The sequence below is a fragment of the Clostridium thermosuccinogenes genome, from assembly GCF_002896855.1.
Classification (GTDB): Bacteria; Bacillota; Clostridia; order Acetivibrionales; family DSM-5807; genus Pseudoclostridium; species Pseudoclostridium thermosuccinogenes.
The window spans coordinates 941618-961337 of record NZ_CP021850.1; the positions used below are offsets into that span (position 1 = coordinate 941618).

Consider the following 19720-nt stretch of genomic DNA (forward strand, 5'->3'; position numbering starts at 1 on the left):
GTTGATCATAAGTTTTAAATCAGCAATGGAAATTGTGCTTTATGCGCTGCTTTTCTTGCTTGCAGCCGCAGGATTGCTGCTTATCCTGGTGAAGGGGTATGATTATTATCTGATAAAGAAGGAAGTCCTATCAAGAAAAGGTATAGGGGATTTCGCCAGCTTTGAGGAATGGAAATCTGCGGTTAGGAATAAGGTTTTGCAATGGATTGCCCATATGCCTGCGGTTCAGGTCAGCGATAATATGAGATTTGTCCTGCTGGAGAAGATGTCCGGAAAATATTCATACAATGCGCTCCAGGCATGGCAGAGGGGAGGCTTGCTCCTGGGCTTGAGTTATTATCTTGAGGAGCGGCCGGAGGATAAAAAAGCATCGGACGCTGCCAGCTATGCGATAAAGGAGCTGTTTGACAGAAAAAACGACTGGAAAACAGTCCCCGGCAATATCGACTACGGCCTTTTAGCCTATGCGGTAATGAGGCTTCCCCATTATAATAACCGTCTTTATTATGACGGAATGAAGAAGGTGGCGGATCTCATTACGGAGCATACAGGCGAAGATGGCACTGTTTTTTACAGAAAAGCAATTGCAAATTACCGGCTGGTGGATACGGTAGGCTTGATTTGTCCCTTTCTGATACGGTTTGGAACGGTTTATAACAAGCCGGAGCTGGTGGATCTGGCTTTACAGCAGATAGAAAATTATTCTGCCTTTGGCCTTCATCCGTCCACCGGCATTCCGGCCCATGCCTATCATATAAAAAACAAAGTGCCCCTGGGCATTTATGGATGGGGGAGAGGTGTGGGTTGGTATGCGCTGGGGTTGATAGATTCCTACGAAGAGCTGCCCCAAAACCATCCCCGAAAGGAGTTTTTGGGCAAAAGCATCATGCTGTTGGCGCAATCCTTTATCAGATTTCAGAGGCCGGATGGTGGCTGGGGCCATTCCTTTTTCATGGATGACAACCAGTTTGATTCATCGGTGACGGCAATGCTCCTCTATTTTATAAAAAAATCCCTGAAGCATGGCATCATTGGTGGGGATGTATACCTGAAAGCAATCGAAAAGGGGATGCAGAAGCTCAAAATGTCCACAAGGAAAGACGGCACAATAGACTTCTCCCAGGGAGACACCAAGGGGATCGGAATCTATTCGACGGTATTTAGAGAGTTTCCTTTCACTCAGGGAATCGCCCTGGCTGTCTTGATGATGCCATAGCAGAGGGATTTTATTTTATGTAAAGGTATCAATCATCAACAGGAGGGGTACCCAGGGATGAAAAAAAAGAAAGTTCTGTATATACTGCATGGCCTGGCACCTGGTGGAATAGAGTCCTTTGCCATCAATGTGGTGGACAATATAGACCGGGAGAGGGTGGAAATAAGCTTTGCCCTGGCAACGGAAGGAAAGCAGTTTTATGAAGACAGGGTGATCAATGCGGGATGTAAGGTATATAAGACGAGCGACCTGAATGGATTGAAAAATATAGTCAGGCATTTTACAAAGCTGGTGGAATTGCTGAAAAAAGAAGGCCCCTTTGATGTTGTACACAGCAATATTGATTTCTTTAACGGAGTCAATCTGCTGGCCGCTTTTATCGCAGGAGTTCCGGTAAGAATAAGCCATGCCCACAGCACGCACAGTGTGAATGCCACCAGTGTGCATGCAACTCTGTCTACGAAATTTTACCGCCTGCTGATGAAATCACTGATACGATTGTTTGCAACCCATCTCTTAGGTTGTTCCAAACAAGCTAACGATTATATGCATAAGTGGGGCCGGGTTGATCGGAGAGACAGCAAAGTGATTTTCAACGGTATAAATGTAGATAAGTATCGCATGGAAGAACACGATAAAAAGCTATGTCGAGAAAGTTTGGGCCTGCCCCGGGACAAGATATGCTTTTTGACTGTGGGAAGGATGTGTGAAGCAAAAAACTCTCTGTTTATAGCTGACGTGGTAAAGGAGCTTTTAGAGATTAGGAAGGATATCCACTTTATCTGGGTAGGTACCGGGAGGTTGGAGCAGCAAATCAAAGAACGAATAGAAAAATATGGCATTAACGAAGCCTTTTCCTTCCTTGGGAACCGGACCGACATCCCCCAGATCATCGCTGCAGCCGATTACTTCTTGTTTCCGTCGCTGTGGGAAGGTTTGCCGGTTGCTTTGATAGAAGCTCAGGCTGGTGGCCTCCATTGCTTTATTTCCGATGCCATTACTGAGGAGGCGGATATTGGTCTATGTACGGCAATTTCCCTGAAAAAGGATGCGAAAGCATGGGCAGAGGAAATTTGTGAGCATATGGTCAATAAATTCGGAAAAAGGCCTGTTGACTGTCGAAGGTTGAAAAGATTTGACATAAAAGAGACGGTTAGAACACTGGAAAATATCTATTGCTCCGGATAGGCAGGAATATTGGCCTTTAACACTATTGAGAACTTCAGGGAAATGGCGGAAGGAAAGGGAGAAGGTACGTTGGTCATCAACGGCTGTATAGGGAAAGCAAGAAGGAAAGCAAGAAGAAAAGCATTGAGAAAAACATGAAGAAAAGCAAGCTATCAAACTTTGAGTTTTGTTGTCTTCAAGCATAACTTGAATCGGCTTCTTTTCCTGTCATATAAACATAAGGCATGAAATATAATTTATATGTAAATTTACAGGGAAAGCTTAATACGAAAAACAGGATATCCGGTATAGCACCGGTATCCATTTTGGAATTACGGTATGGTTATCAGCCATGGAGAAAAAGAGTATGGATAATGTACAGGCTCAGTTTGTAGAACTGTTATCCTGTGCCATAAGAGGCAAAAAGGTTGATGAAAGGGCCTTGGGCAAATACGATTGGAAAGAGCTTCTAGAGTACGCAGATGTCCATCATGTGATAGGCTTGGTCTATTCAGCCCTTCCTAAAAGCAGAGAATTCACAGGCGCAGATGAAAGATTGCTTGAACAATTTAAGAAAGAAACTGCCCTCACCATTGTGGGACAAATACAGCATATAAGGCAGGTAGCCTATGTCCTTGGAAAATTCAAAGAAGTCAACATACCTGTGATTTTGCTAAAAGGCCTTGTTGTAAGAGGGCTATATCCACTGCCGGAACTCAGGACCATGTGCGATGCAGACATATTAGTCAAAGAATCCGACCTGGGTAAGGTGGATGAATTGATGAAGAACATAGGATATGCCGAAGGGGAAAAATCACCGGTGCACGTCTCCTATTTTAATAAGGACTACAATCGCATAGAAGTGCATTGGACCATCGAAGACCGCCGATTCTTCAATGACGAGTATGGTCTGGAAGAGGACATGTGGCAAAGGGCGGAAAAAACAAAAATTGGCGAAATTGAAGCCCTTTCCTTTGCGCCGGAGGACCTGGCATTGCATTTGTGCATACATATGGCCGTCCACATTATAACCGGCGGTTTTGGGATACGCCAGTTATGCGATCTGGTTTTGCTGGTGGAGAAAAAGGGCTACTCAATAAATTGGCAATCTTTTTGCGAGAAAATGGAGAAATGGGGGATTGAGAAGTTTGTCTCAGCATTATTTATGCTCTGCAACCAGCTGTTTCATATGCCCATACCGGATGAAATAGAAAAAAACACTTCCCGCATTGATATGGACATAGTGGACAATCTGGCTGAGGACATAATATCCGGTGGAGTATACGGCAAAAAAGACCTGCCTTACATATTTGCCAATGAAATGGCGTACGATCACGAAGGAAGGCATGCCGGAAGCACAACAGGAGTCATGATGCGTTTGTTGAAACTCCTGTTTCCGCCCTGGGACAGACTGTCAGACCAATATGCCTATGCCAGGAAATATAAAATATTGCTGCCGGTGGCATGGCTTCATCATATCATATCCGGCATAAGGAGAAGGGAATATGGATGGAATGAGAAAATCAGGTTCCTTAAATCAATAATATTCATTTCTAGAAAACGGCATAAGCTGCTTAAACGGCTGGAACTGTAATGAGGCTATCAGATGTCCCCACCTCTATAGGCGGTGGACATATGTTATTTTTTGCATGAAGTAAGCAAATCTTTTGCTTATTGAGTGTGTTATTTCTATGAAAAAATACTTTATTATTGAAAAATACTCAGGGGTGGTCTTGTGAGCGCCATATGGGGAGTAATATACAGGAATGGAAAAAGGGTTTCGGAAGAAGCAAAAAGATCTTTAGTTGATAGGTTGAGCTTATATAAGGTTGATTCAATAAATACCTGGGAGAAAGGCAGCATATATCTTGGCTGCGGACTTCAGTACATAACTCAGGAATCGCTGCAGGTAATTCTACCCTTTTATGATCGGGACAAGGGACTGGCTATTACTGCAGATGCGATCATAGACAACAGGAGTGAGCTTTTCAAACAGTTGAAAATTCCGAAGGAAGCCCAGCCCTGCATTACCGACAGCGAGCTGATACTTTTGTCCTATGAAAAATGGGGTGCTGACTGCCCCAGGTATTTGATCGGCGATTTTTCCTTTGTCATATGGGATGAGAAGAAGGACGAATTGTTTTGTGTCAGGGATCATGTGGGCAAGAGAACGTTTTACTACTACTGTGATGATAACACTTTTGCCTTCGGCACCCTTATAAAGCCTATATTTGACTTGGTTGGAAAAAAGCCGGATTTGAATGACAAATGGATTGCTGACTTTCTGGTGTTGAAAGGGCCTGTACTAAGTGTTGAATACGCTGAGAGCCCATATGAGGGTATATATCAGCTGGAGCCTGGCCATTCCTTGACAGTGGATAAAAAAGGCCGGACCAAAAGGAGATATTGGGACCCCTTAAAAGAGGTTAAACCCTTAAAATTAAAATCTGATGAAGAATATATAGAGGAGTTTAAAAAAGTTTTTTTTGAAGCAGTTCGCTGCCGTCTAAGAAGCATTTCCGATGTTGGGATTATGATGAGCGGAGGGCTGGATTCGGGGTCGATAGCGTGCGTTGCAGCGCAAGAGCTGTCGGGTGAAGGAAAAAGGCTTAGGGCATTCAGCTCAATCCCCATGGAAGGGTATGAATTTAATGATAAGAAGTACCGGCATTTCATCCCCGACGAGAGGGAGTACATAAGGACTATTGGAGAAAAATACGACAACGTGGATATTGAGTACTGCAGAAATGAGGGGAAAGATTCCGTAAAAGATATGGATAAATATATTGACATTTTAGAGCAGCCCTATAAAACCATCGAAAACTCCTTTTGGGTTTTTTCTATGGCAGAAAAAGCTGCTAAAAAAGGATGCCGGGTTTTGCTCTCAGGCCAGTCCGGGAACACTACAATATCCTTTGGAGATTTTGATGTGCATATTAAAACACTGTTTGGCAAAGGCAAATTAATAAAAATGAAAAGGGAAATAGACAGCCTGGCCAAGTTGTATAACCTCCCCAAAAAACGCGTTATAATGGAAGTTATCAGGGTGTTGCTGCCCTATGGCCTAAGAAAAGTCGTAAGCAATCGGGTACGAAAAAATATCAAAGATTATGAAGCATTCCCGGTGAACCCTGAGCTGGTGGAAAAATGGAATGTCAAAAAACGACTGGAGAAAAAGGGGTATAACCTAAAGCCGGAAAAGTTCTATAATTTGAAAGACATACATAAGTATATTGTTGATAATGTTTCCTTCTCTCAGGTAGCCATACCTGAAACAAAAGCTTCCCTGGCTTATGGAATAGTAGAGAGGGATCCTTCCAGGGATAAGAGGGTAATAGAATTCTGCCTCAGTCTTCCCAGCGATCAGTTTGTGAGAAATGGAGTGGAAAGACGGTTGATCCGGGAAGCGATGAAAGGCATACTGCCGGAAAAAATAAGGAGCAATTGTACCAAAAGAGGATTGCAGGCTGCGGATTGGATACAGAGACTTAAACCGTCATGGCAGGATATATGTGTTGATATCGAACGAGCTCTGGAAAATGAGCATATCAAGAGATATATTGACACCAGTAGGCTGGAAAAAGAACTGGAGTTATTGAAATACGGCCCGGACGAGGATAAAGGACGGTGGATAAAGATGCTTTTGATTGCCCTTGTACTGTCGAAGTTTCTTGAAAAGCACTATTCCGCAGATACCATACGGATTTGATTACCAAATATAGCTTGCTTTGCTGTGCTGAGGCAGCAAGTTGTATATAATTGCATCAAGAATTTAAAGTAAAGGTCTCAAAACAGTTGTTTAGACTGTAGCTCCAGAGGAAGGGGGGTGCTGTATGGAAAAGAAAGTGTGGCGTAAACCGGAAATATTCCAGTTGGATATCCAAAACACAGAAGCTTATGTTTTACACTCAGAAAACTGTGATAAAGAATGGATAGGAGAAGATAATGTAAAACACAGGACCTATTCTTGAACCAAACCGGTTTGCATAAAAAATATCCCAGGAGCAAAACTTCTGGGATATTTAAATGCATGAAGATGCATATCTTTCCTCAACAGTTTCCGGCATGCTGTTATCTGAGTATATTTCATACAGCATACCTTTCTCCAGCTTGAAGATCCTATTGCATAGGGCGAGGGCCGAAGGCCTGTGGGTAATTATTATGCAAGTGGGTTTATGCTTTAAATCCCGTATTGATCTTAGTATTTTGGCTTCTGTTTCAGTATTCAGGGAAGAGGTGGCTTCATCCAGAACCAGTATGGGTTTTTTCCTTAAAAAAGCTCTGGCGATAGCCAGTCTTTGGGCCTGGCCTTCCGACAGCCCTGATCCCTTTTCTCCTATAACTGTCTCATACTTATCCTTAAGCTGCTCTATGAAATCTGCGGAGCAGGAGGATACGGCAGCTTCATGGATATCCCAATCCGAAGCCGTCAAGTTCCCATGGAGCAGGTTGCTCTTGACGGTGCCGGAAAAGAGGGTGTTGCCCTGGGGGACATAGGAAATAAACCTGCGGCTGGACGGACTGACCTGGTATTTTCGGCCTTTGTATTTTATGAATATATGTCCTTTATCAGGAGTGACTAGTGCAAGCAACAGCCGAACTATAGTAGTTTTGCCTTCGCCGGAGGCTCCGATAAGCCCTACGATTTCCCCGGCTTTTACCGTAAAGGACAGATTTTTCAGCAAGGATTCATTCTTTTTGTATGAAAAGCACACATTTCTGAATTCTATGTCCAGGAGGGAATTGTCCGGGATAGGGCAGCAGGATTCCATATCAGTGTTGTCCTCCACCTCTTTAGGTATGCTTGTCAATTCCATAAGCCTTTCGGCAGACCCGACCGATGCCACCAGCTCCGGAACGGACGAAGCAAGGCCATAAAAAGGTGCTTGTATGCCGGATATCAGCTGAAGCAGAGCTGTTAATGTGCCAAAAGCGGCTACCCCACCGGAAAGGTTATTAGCCCCCCAGCAGAATATGATAAAGAAAGTCGACCATGATCCTAAGCGTATCACCGTGTTGGATAGGGTATTTATATATCCTTTCTTTACAGCCAGGCTGATTTTTTTGTCCTGGAGCCGGGACAAACCGGCATAATTCTCCCTTTCCAGACAAAAGGTTTTCAATATGAGAATGTTCTGCACGGACTCCTGCAGGAAGGAACGACATAGGGCATCGGCTTCCTGGGAATCCTTATAAACACCTTTCAGTTTGCTTCCATAGAGCTTGCTGAAAAATATGCAAACCGGGGAAATGATTATAGCAGCCAAGGCTACTGCAGGCTCCAAGTATAAAAGGGCTGTAAAGGAGGATGCCAGCAGTACGATTAATGTAAAAAGGTGTGGCATGGTATTTGTTACTGCGTTGGCGACTGCATCCGCATCATTGCAGAGGCGGGTCGACAGGCTGCTGCTGTGATATCCGGACAGCTCCATCCACTGGCAGTTCAATATATGGTCGTAAATTCTTTTTTGAATACTGGCGCTCAGCTTTGACCGGCATCTTGCCGACAGGATGGAGTTAGTGGAGCTTAAGCATATCTCCGCAATGATCAGGATTGCGAGAAGTATCAGCAGTGTGGTTGTTTGAGGTTTGCTGCCTAAGATGGCGGTGTCAACCAGCTTCTTTGATGCAATTGCCCTGTAAACGCCCAATATCGACAGTAAGCCGCCTATCAGCATTAAAATAAAAGTATATTTGAGATATCCCCTGCTCTGTGTCAATATCCACCTAAAGGTGCCGATCGGTTTTTTCAAAATTATCTTCCTTTCCAAAAAAAGTGCAAGGATATCGCATAACAATGCAGTGCAGCGCTTTAGTCCAGCATCAAAAAAAATCGAAAGGTTATGGTAATAGAAGATGCTGCTTATACATAGATATGAATGTAATAAAAAATAATGATTATTTTTACCGGAGATTTGCATGATATACGCAAAGGATAAGAAACAGGAATATGTCTACAGCATTTATGGATTGAATATAGCCTCGGAGATTCCGATGCCTGAGCTGCCCGCTATAGACAAAAAGACAATGGAAGGCATAGATGCCTCCGTTGCCTTGGGCAAAGCAAACGGGAACATCGAGGATGGGGTGGTAATAAACGAATTCTTGAAAGTTTCCGGAAGGGAATTTTACCTTCATATAGAGGGAACCGCCCGTTACTATGTAGCCGATGGCAGCAGGATTATCGTGGAGCCTGAAACCTGGGACGACATGGATGAGCTTAAGACTTTTCTTCTTGGAAGCTGTCTGGGGATGCTGATGTATCAAAGAGATATTGTGGCAATGCATGGAAGCGGGGTAATGGTAGATGGGCAAGGCATCATAATTACCGGACATACGGGAGCGGGGAAATCCACATTGACGTCGGCGCTAAGAAAGGAAGGATGTAAATTCCTGGCTGACGACATATCTGCCTTGACAATGGATGATGACGGCAGCATCTTAATGCATCCCGCCTGCCCCCAGGCAAAGCTTTGCAGGGATGCGATGGTAAGGATGGGCTATAACCCGGATGAGTACAAAAAAACCGATAACTTCAGGGACAAGTACATAATTCCTTTAAAAAAGCATTTTTTGGGAAATCCTGTACCTTTGGACGGAATTTTTGAAATAAAAACCGGAGATGTTGACAGGATGGAGGTAATGGAAGTAACAGGGATCGAAAAGATCCGGCTTGTATTGAGGAATATATACCGTATAGAAATTATCCGTTATCTGGGCCTGAAGCCCTCGTATTTCCAAAAATGCCTGGTGTTAGCCAGCCGGGTACCTATGTACAGCATAACGAGACCCAAATCCTGTTTTACGGTTGACGAGCAGGCAAGGCTGATTAGAAGCACTTTGGCAGGCTTGAAAGGAAGCCGGAGTAAAAATGTATAGAACGATGAAGGTGTAAATTTGGAAAGACAGAGTTATAAAATAGCTTTGTGGGAAATGAAAACGGAATTTCCATAAAAATAGAATGAATAAAGCGGTACATGGAGGCATATGAAAAGCAAAAAATTGCGTTGTAAAATAGAAAAACAAAGGAGTGATACTCATGAAATATACGAAAACCATCAGTATCGACTCGTTGGTCAGGCGGGCGGAATATATAGATGCTGCCGACTTGAACGGAGAGAAAGTGATGATGAACCTCGACAAAGGCCGATATTTTGCACTCAATGAAGTGGGAAGCAGGATATGGGATATGATGGATAGGCCTTTGACGGTCAGGGATATAGTTGATGCAATGACAAGGGAATATGAAATTGATGAGCAATCATGCGCAAAGGAAGTTTTGGCATTTCTGGGCAAGATGTATGATGAGGAACTCATTAGCGTTGGTTAGGAAAATCATAGCCTTTACCTGCACAAAGCGGAGCGACAGGCTGATGCTGATGGAAGCATTTGTCCTTACAGGCATATACAGGACTATGATCTTCCTGCTTCCTTTTAGTAAATATAAAAGGCATATTGGTATACATAATATGGAAACTCCCTTCCAAATCGGTACAAAGGAGTATGCGGTTGTGAAAAAAGTTTCCTGGGCTGTAGAAACTGTGAGCAGATATACGCCCTGGAAGAGCAAGTGCTTTGTTCAGGCCCTTGCAGCCCAGAGAATGTTGAAGAGGCGGGATATTGACAGCACTATGTATCTGGGTGTAAGCAGGAATGGCGACGACGGCATGAAAGCTCATGCGTGGCTTAGGTGCGGGAATGTATATGTGACCGGAGGAAATGGCAGCAGGGAGTTTACAGAGGTGGCCAGGTTTGCCAGCAGGCGCTTTTGACGTGCTTTTCCGGTGCCTAATGCTCCTTTTCATTGAGCTTCTGCTCTTTTTGCAGGTTCATATAGTACTTTTTAGGAGAAGAGCCAAACATCTTTTTAAATGCTCTCACAAAGCTTGAGTAATCTCCAAACCCGCATTCAATGCTGGTTTCCATTGCAGGTACTCCCTTTTTTATGAGTTCATTGGCTGCAATCAGCCTCTTTTGCAATATATAATTGTACAATGAATAACCGGTCTGGTTTTTAAATTTGTGCATGAGATAGTATTTGCTCATGAAGAACCTGGATGCTATATGCTCTATGGACAAGTCTTTTCCTAAATTTTCATTGATATAGTCCAGTATGCTGCTTATGCTTTCGTCAAACTCGATATCGCTGGATTCGATATTTTTCCGGGTGCTTATGAGTTTTCTGTTTATTTGGACGATAAACTGCATGAACAATGAATTCTTTAGGATGTGGCTCCCAAACTCGTTGCTCTTGCATGCTTCTTCCATATGGGAGAGTATGGTTCTTATATCTTTAAGTTCTGAAGGATCAAATCTTATCAGGTTGAATTTTTCATTGTATGCTCTATCGAAGCAGCTGGACAGGTCGCAGTCAGGGTTGCTGTGCCTTGTCAAAAAGTCTGTGTTAACCCATAAAACTATGCGTTCGTACACTTCTTCAGCATCGATAATAGGCTTATGAACTTCCCTGCTGCTTATGAGAAGGACATCCCAAGGCTTAAGCCTGTATGCCTTGCCTTCGATTAGATATGTAACCTTGCCGGATATGAATATGATTATCTTGTTAAAGTCATGGTAGTGAAATTCAAACTGGAGGTTTTTCTGGTCCTTAATATGAAAAAGCTCAAAATCCCTGTTTAGATATCCTCTCTTATTGTGCGTGTTTCCTGCTTCATTTTTCACAATATCACCTCCCTTGATCTACATCCATTATTCTATAGCAGTTTTTGCAATATATCAAGCAGTATTAACAATAAATATAGGAAATGTTATGAGTATAATATAAACGGACGCAAAAAAGGATACCGGTGAGGCAAATTGGATTTAAATTTATGCCTGTGTTTTGCAATTCATGCCAAGTGGTCTTTGATTATTTGGATCGGTATCGTTTTTTAGGTTAACTCATTAACACGAAATAAGTGATGTTATTTTCATTATTGCTTGCATCATGCGAACATGGGTGGTTGTGCCGGCATTTTCTATAGAAGAGCTCCAACGCTGTCTCTATTTAGCTGGCACGGCAAATTAAGTTTAAATGCTAAGAAAGCACATGAAAAAGAAAGATGGGAGAGGATATGATGGGTTTTGTAAGAAAGAATAAAGCTACGTTTTTCCTTTTGATAAATGCGTTTTTATGGGGGTCATCATATATTTGGTCCAAGATGCTGCTAGGTTATTTGCCCAGGTTTGCCATACTTTTTATATGCTCGCTGGGAGGTCTGGTTTCTACAGCATTGTTTTTCTTTCCTTCCATAAGAGAGATGAAAAAAAGCGCTATTTTGCCCAGCATGCTTGTGAGCGTTTTTTCAATTATCAGCAATACCCTGTCCATGTTTGCGCTTCAGTATACCAGCAGTTCAAATGCGGCCTTTATTGTCCAGATGTCTGTTGTCATCACTCCTTTGATAATGGCCCTTCTGGAAAGAAAGATACCCAAAATGGGAACAGTTGCCGGTGTTGCTGCCGCAATGACAGGGGTCTTTATGCTCACTTGCGATTTTAGAGCATTCTGTTTTAATACAGGGGATGTATTTGCTCTTGGAAATGCGCTTTTCTTCTCTCTTTTCCTGGTGGGACAAAAGGTTTTTTCAGGAAAGGTTAAGACCATACACTTTGCGTTTATATACCATATGACCAATACGACAGCCTTCTTTATACTGTCCTTTGCCTTTGAGAGGCATATTATCGATTTTGGAAGGATGGCATCACCTGTTTTCGGACTTTTGGCTTTAGCCGGCATATTTGTTTCGGTAGTAACCGCTTTGCTGCAAACTGCCGCAATAAAGCATGCAAGTCCGGAAAAGGCAGCACTTGTCTATACGGTAGAGCCTGTTACCACCCTCATATTAGGCCATCTTCTTCTGGGAGAAACAATTAACGGTATAAAGCCCGCTGTTGGATGCTTACTGATACTGATTTCCGTATTGTGCTCCGGCTTCGGTACGAAATCAGGGGAAATGGAACCAAAGTCCCGGGAAAATCCTACCGTGACCGTAAGCTGAACCATTGAGCAGGCAGGATATCTGTAAACAGCATAAGACAAAACAGAATTAGGATGAATATACTGTGAATCAGGATAAAATATACAGTCGAAGCCTTATGCTTAAGAATTGATATCAGCTGCTAAGCCTCAATGCTTTTGCCCGAAGGTCCGGAGAGGCTCCTGCGGCTTCCTCCCTGCGCACCACAGTCAAAATTTATCCCGGTTTTCCAACCTCTTTCTTGAGAGAGAGGTTTTTTATTTTGCAGAAATATTAATGTCTTGTCAATTAGTGTTGAGTATTTTTAAAATTCCACTTATAATGTAATAGTAATAATTTTCATGATATTATTTTTATGGATAAAAAGGTTGTTTTCACTAAATTAGCCGGAGCAGGCCTGTCTACCGGCACTGGTTTGTGGCTTTGGAAGGGCATCGTTATACCATCCGGCTTTTCCAGAAAAGATGGTCTATGAGTAAGGTGATAGTATGAGTATACAGGAAATGGAAAAGTATTTATGCCAGGTCAGATCTGTCCATTCTTGCAAGATACTGCAGGATGACAGTGGGGAGATCCAGGAAGTACATATCATATCTGATACCGGCAGAAGTCCCAAGCAAATTTCAAGGGATATACAATCCGTATTCATGACAAAATTCGGGGTAAACCTTGATCACAAAAAAATCAGCATTGCCCAGATAAAATCTGAGGACATGGAATATGGGGACTTCCGCTTGAAATTCAAAGCTCTTGAGTGCTTGATCGACGATAGGAGATCGGAAGTCAAGGTGATTTTGGAAAAAGATGATGAGCTGTATGAGGGCATTGTCTCCGGACCTAATACTGCCGGCAATGCATTGAGAATGCCAGCCAGGGCAACCCTTCATGCTGTGGAGAATTTTTTCGGTTTGGAGGATAGCTTTATTCTGGAGGATATAAAAATAATATCCCTTTCAGGCAGGGATACTGTCGTTGTTGCCGTAGCTTCCGTGCTGGGTGACAAAGAACAGATGCTCTCAGGCTCTGCCGTAGTTGAAGGTGACATGAAAGAGGCTGCCGTAAAAGCTGCTTTAAGCGCAGTAAACAGGATTATATGCAAGTTTTCGCGTTGATATCAAAGCCGGTCTGAAAATCAGTTAAATCAATTCCAGCGTAGCGGATATAGCGTGCTGTCATAGCGAGATGGCATAGAAACCTGAAAAGGAGGCTATATTCGATGAAAAGAATTATAATGTTGGTTGCAAGCTTGATTTCTCTTATTCTTGCTGCAGGAGCTAATTACTCCTGGCGTTAATTAACGACAGACCGGCTTGATATATATTAGGGGGTCTCATAGTGGATATTCCAAAAAAAGCAATAGTATACATAATAGCAATCCTATTAATTGCAGTTCCTGTAACATACTACCTCGCAACAACATGGAGCATTGACAGCTGGCAGGCGTTAGTCTTCTGGGCCGCCCTTGCAGTTGTGTCGGAATCACTGGGGATAACCTTACCTAATGGCATGGGTATATCAGTTGGCTTTGCCATCACCATTGCTTCCCTTATAGTGGGTGGGCCGTTGATGTCAGCTGTTGTAACAGCTTCCGGTTTAACCTTCATGATAATACACAGGCAAGGCAATGAATATGCGCATATATTTAATACTCCCATTTATAAAACTCTGTTCAATGCCGCGTTGGGAATCCTGTCGGCAGGTATATCCGGCATGGTTTATACGGCTGTCGGAGGCGAAATTGCAAAGTTTTCCGTTATACCGGTCATAATTTCCCTGATAACATATATTTTTCTAAATAGCACTATTATAGTGGGATTGATGTCGCTGCTGAACCATCAGAGTTTTATCAATATGTGGACAGGCAGCATCAAAGGAACCCTGCCCAGTTCTCTGGCAGTGGGTACAATCGGCATTATAATCGCTCTTGCGTGCATAAGCTACGGGCATGTGGCTGTGCTGCTGTTTTTCGGACCGCTGCTGCTGGCCCGTTATTCGTTTAAGCAGTATGTCAACATGCGCGACATTTACATGGAGACCATTCACGCCCTTAATAAAACAATGGAGGCCAAGGATTCCTATACCAGTGGTCATGCCGCGAGAGTCGAGGAATATGCTGTTAAGCTCGCAAAAGCATTGAAAATTCCTCATCAAAAGGTCGAGAACATTAAAACGGCGGCGATTCTTCATGACATAGGAAAAATAGGCATAGATGACAGCATATTGAGGAAGCCGCTGCCCCTTACCCAGGCCGAGTATGAGGAAATACAGCGCCATCCGGTAATCGGAGCGGAAATCATAAAGGATGTAGCTTTCTTAAAGGATGTGGCCGACATCATAAGGCACCATCATGAGAGATATGACGGCAAGGGATATCCCGATGGGCTTAAGGGAAGCGAGATATCTTATGAAGCATCGATATTGGCCATTGCCGACGTTTTTGATGCCATGACATCAAAACGCCCATATAGGGAGCCATTGTCAAAGGAAGCTGCTCTCGAGGAGATACGGTTGAACGCCGGAACCCAATTTAATCCTGAGCTGGCATGTAAATTTATTGAAATAATGAAATAGATTTTGATCCCTCAAAGGCTTTTCCCAAATTCCCAGAATAAAGCATAAATTTTTATTGACTAAATATGTTATTATTAGTAAAATAATAAATGAATATTGAAAATGATATTTATTATCAATATCTATGGAGTCGGTCAGATTTATGTTGATGAGGAGGGGTAGAAATGCCTTTAACGATGTTGACACCAGGTAAGGAAGCGATTGTAAACATCTGCAGAGCTAAGGAATCAACCAAAAAATTCCTGGAGGGACTGGGGATTATTCCTGGAGCGCCCATATCGGTAATATCGGAAGTAAACGGAAATCTCATAGTATGTGTAAAAGGAGCCAGACTGGCCTTGAATAAAGGAATTGCCCAGCAGCTGCTGGTGCAGGTATAGGGAAGAAAGGAGCGATGTATTTTGGAGAGGTCTTTAAAGCTGCTGAAACCAGGTGAAAAAGGCATCATTGTAAAGATTAACGGTGAAGGAGCGGTGAAGAGGAGACTGATGGACATGGGTGTTACCCGTGGAGCGGAAGTTTTGGTAAGAAAGGTAGCACCTTTGGGAGATCCTATAGAGGTGAATATCCGCGGGTATGAGCTGACTTTCAGAAAATCGGAAGCAGAAAACATATTGGTGAAATAAACAGAGCTACTTAAATTCGTAAAGTAGCGTTTTTTTGGACAATCAGTTGATAATGATTATCAAAATCAAGAAAAGGGGATGTCAAATGCAATATAGGTTTGCTCTGGTGGGAAACCCCAATTGTGGTAAAACCACGATGTTTAATGAAATTACCGGAAGCACCCAGTATGTCGGAAACTGGCCCGGAGTAACCATTGAGAAAAAAGAGGGCAAAGCAAGAAAATTCAAAGAAGATATAAGAATCATAGATTTGCCGGGGATTTATTCCCTGTCTCCCTATTCAATGGAGGAAATCATAGCCAGGGACTATATCATCGATGAAAAACCGGATGTGATTATCAATATTTTGGATGCCACCAATATCGAAAGAAATCTGTACCTTACCACCCAGGTTATAGAGCTGGGAATACCAGTGGTGGTAGTGCTGAATATTATGGATGAAGTGGAGGCAAGAGGAGATAGCATAGATACAAAGGAGTTGGAAAAATTCCTTGGTACCCCTGTTTTGTGCACATCCGCCAACAAAGGCAAAGGGGTTAGCGATGTGGTGCAAAAAGCACTGGAACTAGCTCAGACAGCAGCTGTAAAGGCAGCTAATGAGCGTGTATGCATATTTGATGAAAAAATTGAAAAATGTATTACTGAAGTAGAAGGAAAGATTTCTTCCTATCTTAAGGAGAAGCATTATTCCAGGTGGGCGGCTATAAAGCTTCTGGAAGGGGATGAAAAAGCAAAGGAGAAGCTCAACATTCCTTCAGAGTTATTGACTGAAATAGACGAGTATAAAGATAGGCTTGAAAAAGAATACGACAATGACATGGAAACGATGGTCGCCGACAACAGGTACAGATTCATATCCCATATTGTCGGGAAAACGGTTAAAAAGAAATCCGGCAGGGGAGAGCTTACCCTTTCCGATAAGATCGACCGGGTGGTAACCAACAAGTTTCTGGCCATACCTCTGTTTCTTGCGGTCATGTTTGCCGTATTCCAGGTGACTTTCGGAGCCATCGGATCTTTTACCATCGACTGGGTGGATGCTCTCATCAATGATTCCCTGGCAGGATTGGTATCCGGCTGGCTGGAAGCTGCCGGTGCATCGGAATGGCTGCATGAATTGATTGTTGGCGGAATCATCGGTGGAATGGGAAGCATGCTGGTGTTTGTCCCTCAGATCATGATACTGTTCTTTTTCATATCGTTACTGGAAGACAGTGGTTATATGGCCAGAGCAGCCTTCGTCATGGACCGCCTTCTGAGAAAGTTTGGCCTTAGCGGAAAATCCTTTATACCTATGTTTATGGGTTTTGGATGTACTACACCAGCCGTCATGGCTACCAGAACGCTGGAGAATGAAAAGGATAGAAAGCTTACCATCATGCTCACCCCCTTCATGTCCTGCGGTGCCAGGCTTCCGGTTTATGTGCTGTTTGCTGCTGCCTTCTTTGCTAAAAACCAGAGTATTGTAATATTTTCCATCTATGTGCTGGGTATTGTAGTGGCAGTGTTGTCGGGAATCATACTCAAAAATACAATTTTAAAAGGCGATGCGGAACCATTCGTTATGGAGCTTCCTCCTTACAGGATTCCTACCCTCAAGGGTATCTCAATACATATGTGGGATAGGGGAAAGGCATTTATAAAGAAAGCAGGAACGGTGATATTCGCAGCATCGGTGGTCATCTGGTTTTTGCAGTCCTTCAGCTTCAACCTCCAAATGGTGGAAGACCCCGCAGACAGCATATTCGGATATATAGGAAAAGCCATTGCACCGTTGTTTGCTCCTTTGGGTTTTGGTGACTGGAAGTCTTCCGTTGCCCTCCTCACAGGACTGGTGGCTAAGGAAGTAGTGGTTGCCACCATGGGCATACTGCATGGGATAGGAGAAGTAGCCGAAGATTCGGTGGAATTGGCTGCAGCTTTGCAGGCTAGCTTCACTCCTTTAAAAGCATACGCCTTCATGGCTTTCACATTGCTTTATGTACCATGCGTAGCTGCATTTGCCGCTATTAAGAGGGAAATGAACTCATGGAAATGGACGTTGATGGCTGTCGGATATCAGACGGGAGTAGCGTGGATTGTTGCTTTCATAATCTACCAGGGAGGAAGATTGTTGGGATTGAACTAACAGGAAGAAAAACAACAGTATTGAAATAGAAAAACATGACTGGTTTCAGATGGCGACTGTAGGAAGAGGTGGCTATCGAAGCAAATGATTGGAAACAGGAATGAAGTGAATTTTAAAAGGAGGTGCCGGAATGATAGACTGGATTATAGGTGGCATCATAGTAGCTTTGACTGTTTATATAATAGTGCGGACGGTTATACGCATGCGAAAGGGTGAAAACTGCTGCAGCGGATGCAGTGGATGCAGCGTTGGCGAACAAAGCCGATGTGGCTGTAATACTAAGCCGTGAATAAAGGGGACACTCCCGGTTACTCGGGAATGCCCCCTTTATATAATATTCTTATCAAGCTGCCGTACATTTGGAGGTATGTATGGCGTTTTTGAAGGTAGGCAGAGGAAAAATCGCCTGCTTTTTGATTCCTTTAAAGCTGCCTCTCAAGGATTATTCCTTTGAAGCATCCTCTGACTCAGCCTTTTTTGCGTACAACTCCACGATTTTTACAATCACTTGAACAGCCTTTTCCATGGATTCTACAGGTATATATTCAAACCTTCCGTGAAAGTTGTGCCCACCGGTAAATAGGTTTGGTGTAGGCAATCCCATATAGGATAACCGGGCACCGTCGGTACCTCCCCGTATCGGCCTTATTAAAGGAGTGATGCCCAATTCCTCCATGGCTTTTTTTGCCGTTTCCACTATATGCATCACCGGCTCAATCTTTTCCTTCATGTTGTAGTATTGATCTTTCATTTCCAATGTTACGGTATTCTTGCCGTATTTATCATTGAGATATTCTGCTATTTTCTCCAGTTTGTTTTTTCTCTCTACGAACTTTTTCTTGTCATGATCCCTTATGATATATTGCAATGTGGTTTTTTCAACGGTTCCGTTGATCCGGGTCAGATGGAAGAAACCTTCATAGCCTTCGGTATGCTCCGGAGTTTCATGGGGAGGTAGCATTGAGTTGAACTCCATTCCTATCAGGGTCGAATTGATCATTTTATTTTTGGCAGTTCCGGGATGTATATTGATTCCATTTATATTCACATTGGCTAAAGCGGCATTAAAGTTTTCATATTCCAGTTCTCCCAGTTCCCCTCCATCCACTGTGTAGGCGAAATCAGCGCCAAATCTTACTGTATCAAAAAGATTTGCGCCATTGCCGATTTCCTCATCGGGGGTAAAGCATACTTTTATTGTGCCGTGCTTTATATGGGGATTATTTACAAGATATTCCATTGCAGTGATGATTTCTGCTATCCCGGCCTTATCATCGGCTCCCAAAAGAGTGGTTCCATCCGTGGTAATGATGGTTTGCCCGGCATAATCCAGAAGTTTTGGATATACGGAAGGGGACAGCACTATGTTTTTTTCCTTGTTCAGGATTATATCTTTTCCGTTGTAATTTTCTACCACTTTAGGCTGAACATTAGCTCCGCTCATATCCGGACTTGTGTCCATATGTGCTATGAAACCTATGACAGGAGCTCCGCTGCAGTTGGCGGGCAAGGATGCCATTACATAACCGTTTTCATCAATGTTTGCGTCTTCAAGTCCAACTTTCTTTAGTTCGTCTACCAGGTGAAGCCCAAAATCGTATTGCTTTCTGGTACTTGGGCAGGTACTTGAGCTCTCGCCGGACTGAGTGTCATACCTAACATAATCTAAAAATTTTTCGACAACTTTACTCATAAATACATCTCCTCATAGAATATGCAATAGCAAGCGAAGTCTAATCTATTTTTCTTTCTATATGTGCGCTTCGCCAATTTCGATGGCAGCTATTGCTGTTAATTGTTAATGCCCGTCGTCAGGCAACAATATTAGTGTATACCAATTTTCCTTATTTTTCAAGGCCTGTAGTGACAAACGGGCAAATAGCGTGATAAAATCAAATTATGGGAAATACATCTTTAGGGCAACAGCAATATAATATAATTATTAGTCGAATGTGGGTAAAGAATACCGATGTCACGGCAATTCACAAAAAAATACGGCTTGTAAATGATAACGTGTCATCGCGCATGGCTT

Annotated in this window: 19 protein-coding genes; 16 read left to right on the top strand and 3 right to left on the bottom strand. The window is 43.0% G+C overall.

What is annotated here, in order from left to right; all coding sequences use genetic code 11:
* Nucleotide 1 precedes the first annotated feature (1 nt).
* From CDO33_RS04205 to CDO33_RS20750, 6 genes are all read left to right on the top strand, one after another.
* Entirely contained in the window at nt 2–1216 is a 1215-nt protein-coding gene (locus CDO33_RS04205) for a glycoside hydrolase family 88 protein (protein WP_133158670.1), read from the top strand.
* 57 nt (nt 1217–1273) lie between these two features.
* Complete coding sequence (locus CDO33_RS04210; protein ID WP_103079955.1) at nt 1274–2404, top strand: glycosyltransferase; 1131 nt, start codon at nt 1274–1276, stop codon at nt 2402–2404.
* A gap of 9 nt (nt 2405–2413) precedes the next feature.
* Nucleotides 2414–2542, top strand: coding sequence for a hypothetical protein (locus tag CDO33_RS21425; RefSeq protein WP_274540073.1), 129 nt, complete (start codon nt 2414–2416; stop codon nt 2540–2542).
* 208 nt (nt 2543–2750) lie between these two features.
* A complete protein-coding gene (locus CDO33_RS04215) occupies nt 2751–3977 on the top strand; it encodes a nucleotidyltransferase domain-containing protein (protein ID WP_161496413.1) in 1227 nt (408 codons plus the stop codon).
* 141 nt (nt 3978–4118) lie between these two features.
* Complete coding sequence (locus tag CDO33_RS04220; protein WP_103079953.1) at nt 4119–6092, top strand: asparagine synthase-related protein; 1974 nt, start codon at nt 4119–4121, stop codon at nt 6090–6092.
* Between the two features lie 124 nt (nt 6093–6216).
* Nucleotides 6217–6354, top strand: a complete 138-nt coding sequence (locus CDO33_RS20750) for a hypothetical protein (RefSeq protein ID WP_161496412.1) — start codon at nt 6217–6219, stop codon at nt 6352–6354.
* Nucleotides 6355–6405: 51 nt separating this feature from the next.
* Here the strand turns inward: CDO33_RS20750 and CDO33_RS04225 are convergent, their stop codons facing one another.
* Nucleotides 6406–8136: an ABC transporter ATP-binding protein gene (locus CDO33_RS04225; protein WP_161496411.1), complete on the bottom strand. Its 1731-nt coding sequence runs from the start codon at nt 8134–8136 to the stop codon at nt 6406–6408.
* A 166-nt stretch (nt 8137–8302) separates the two neighbouring features.
* On the opposite strand from CDO33_RS04225, the gene CDO33_RS04230 reads away from it, so the two are divergent.
* The 3 genes from CDO33_RS04230 (at nt 8303) to CDO33_RS04240 (ending at nt 10155) form a co-directional block, all read left to right on the top strand.
* On the top strand, nt 8303–9262 hold the full coding sequence (locus CDO33_RS04230; RefSeq protein ID WP_103079951.1) for a phosphoenolpyruvate carboxykinase (ATP): 960 nt from the start codon (nt 8303–8305) through the stop codon (nt 9260–9262).
* A gap of 160 nt (nt 9263–9422) precedes the next feature.
* Complete coding sequence (locus tag CDO33_RS04235; protein WP_103079950.1) at nt 9423–9713, top strand: lasso peptide biosynthesis PqqD family chaperone; 291 nt, start codon at nt 9423–9425, stop codon at nt 9711–9713.
* The gene (locus CDO33_RS04240) at nt 9706–10155 is read left to right on the top strand and encodes a lasso peptide biosynthesis B2 protein (RefSeq protein WP_161496410.1); all 450 of its coding nucleotides are present in this window, start codon (nt 9706–9708) and stop codon (nt 10153–10155) included. The genes CDO33_RS04235 and CDO33_RS04240 overlap by 8 nt, the downstream gene beginning before the upstream one ends.
* Nucleotides 10156–10171: 16 nt before the next feature.
* Here CDO33_RS04240 and CDO33_RS04245 read toward each other — a convergent pair whose 3' ends face one another.
* Nucleotides 10172–11068 (bottom strand): AraC family transcriptional regulator, encoded by an 897-nt coding sequence (locus tag CDO33_RS04245; protein ID WP_422678789.1) that lies wholly within the window; start codon nt 11066–11068, stop codon nt 10172–10174.
* A 377-nt stretch (nt 11069–11445) separates the two neighbouring features.
* On the opposite strand from CDO33_RS04245, the gene CDO33_RS04250 reads away from it, so the two are divergent.
* The 7 genes from CDO33_RS04250 (at nt 11446) to CDO33_RS04280 (ending at nt 17977) form a co-directional block, all read left to right on the top strand.
* Complete coding sequence (locus tag CDO33_RS04250; RefSeq protein ID WP_103079947.1) at nt 11446–12384, top strand: DMT family transporter; 939 nt, start codon at nt 11446–11448, stop codon at nt 12382–12384.
* 467 nt (nt 12385–12851) lie between these two features.
* Entirely contained in the window at nt 12852–13475 is a 624-nt protein-coding gene (locus CDO33_RS04255; protein WP_103079946.1) for a hypothetical protein, read from the top strand.
* Nucleotides 13476–13698: 223 nt separating this feature from the next.
* Entirely contained in the window at nt 13699–14934 is a 1236-nt protein-coding gene (locus tag CDO33_RS04260) for an HD-GYP domain-containing protein (RefSeq protein WP_103079945.1), read from the top strand.
* A gap of 164 nt (nt 14935–15098) precedes the next feature.
* Entirely contained in the window at nt 15099–15314 is a 216-nt protein-coding gene (locus tag CDO33_RS04265; RefSeq protein WP_103102772.1) for a FeoA family protein, read from the top strand.
* A gap of 21 nt (nt 15315–15335) precedes the next feature.
* Nucleotides 15336–15560, top strand: a complete 225-nt coding sequence (locus CDO33_RS04270) for a FeoA family protein (RefSeq protein ID WP_103102773.1) — start codon at nt 15336–15338, stop codon at nt 15558–15560.
* Between the two features lie 85 nt (nt 15561–15645).
* Nucleotides 15646–17688, top strand: coding sequence for a ferrous iron transport protein B (gene feoB, locus CDO33_RS04275; RefSeq protein ID WP_103079944.1), 2043 nt, complete (start codon nt 15646–15648; stop codon nt 17686–17688).
* 130 nt (nt 17689–17818) lie between these two features.
* On the top strand, nt 17819–17977 hold the full coding sequence (locus CDO33_RS04280; RefSeq protein ID WP_103079943.1) for a FeoB-associated Cys-rich membrane protein: 159 nt from the start codon (nt 17819–17821) through the stop codon (nt 17975–17977).
* Between the two features lie 153 nt (nt 17978–18130).
* On the opposite strand, the gene pepT is transcribed toward CDO33_RS04280, so the two are convergent.
* Nucleotides 18131–19381 (bottom strand): peptidase T, encoded by a 1251-nt coding sequence (pepT, locus tag CDO33_RS04285; protein WP_103079942.1) that lies wholly within the window; start codon nt 19379–19381, stop codon nt 18131–18133.
* Between the last annotated feature and the right edge of the window lie 339 nt (nt 19382–19720).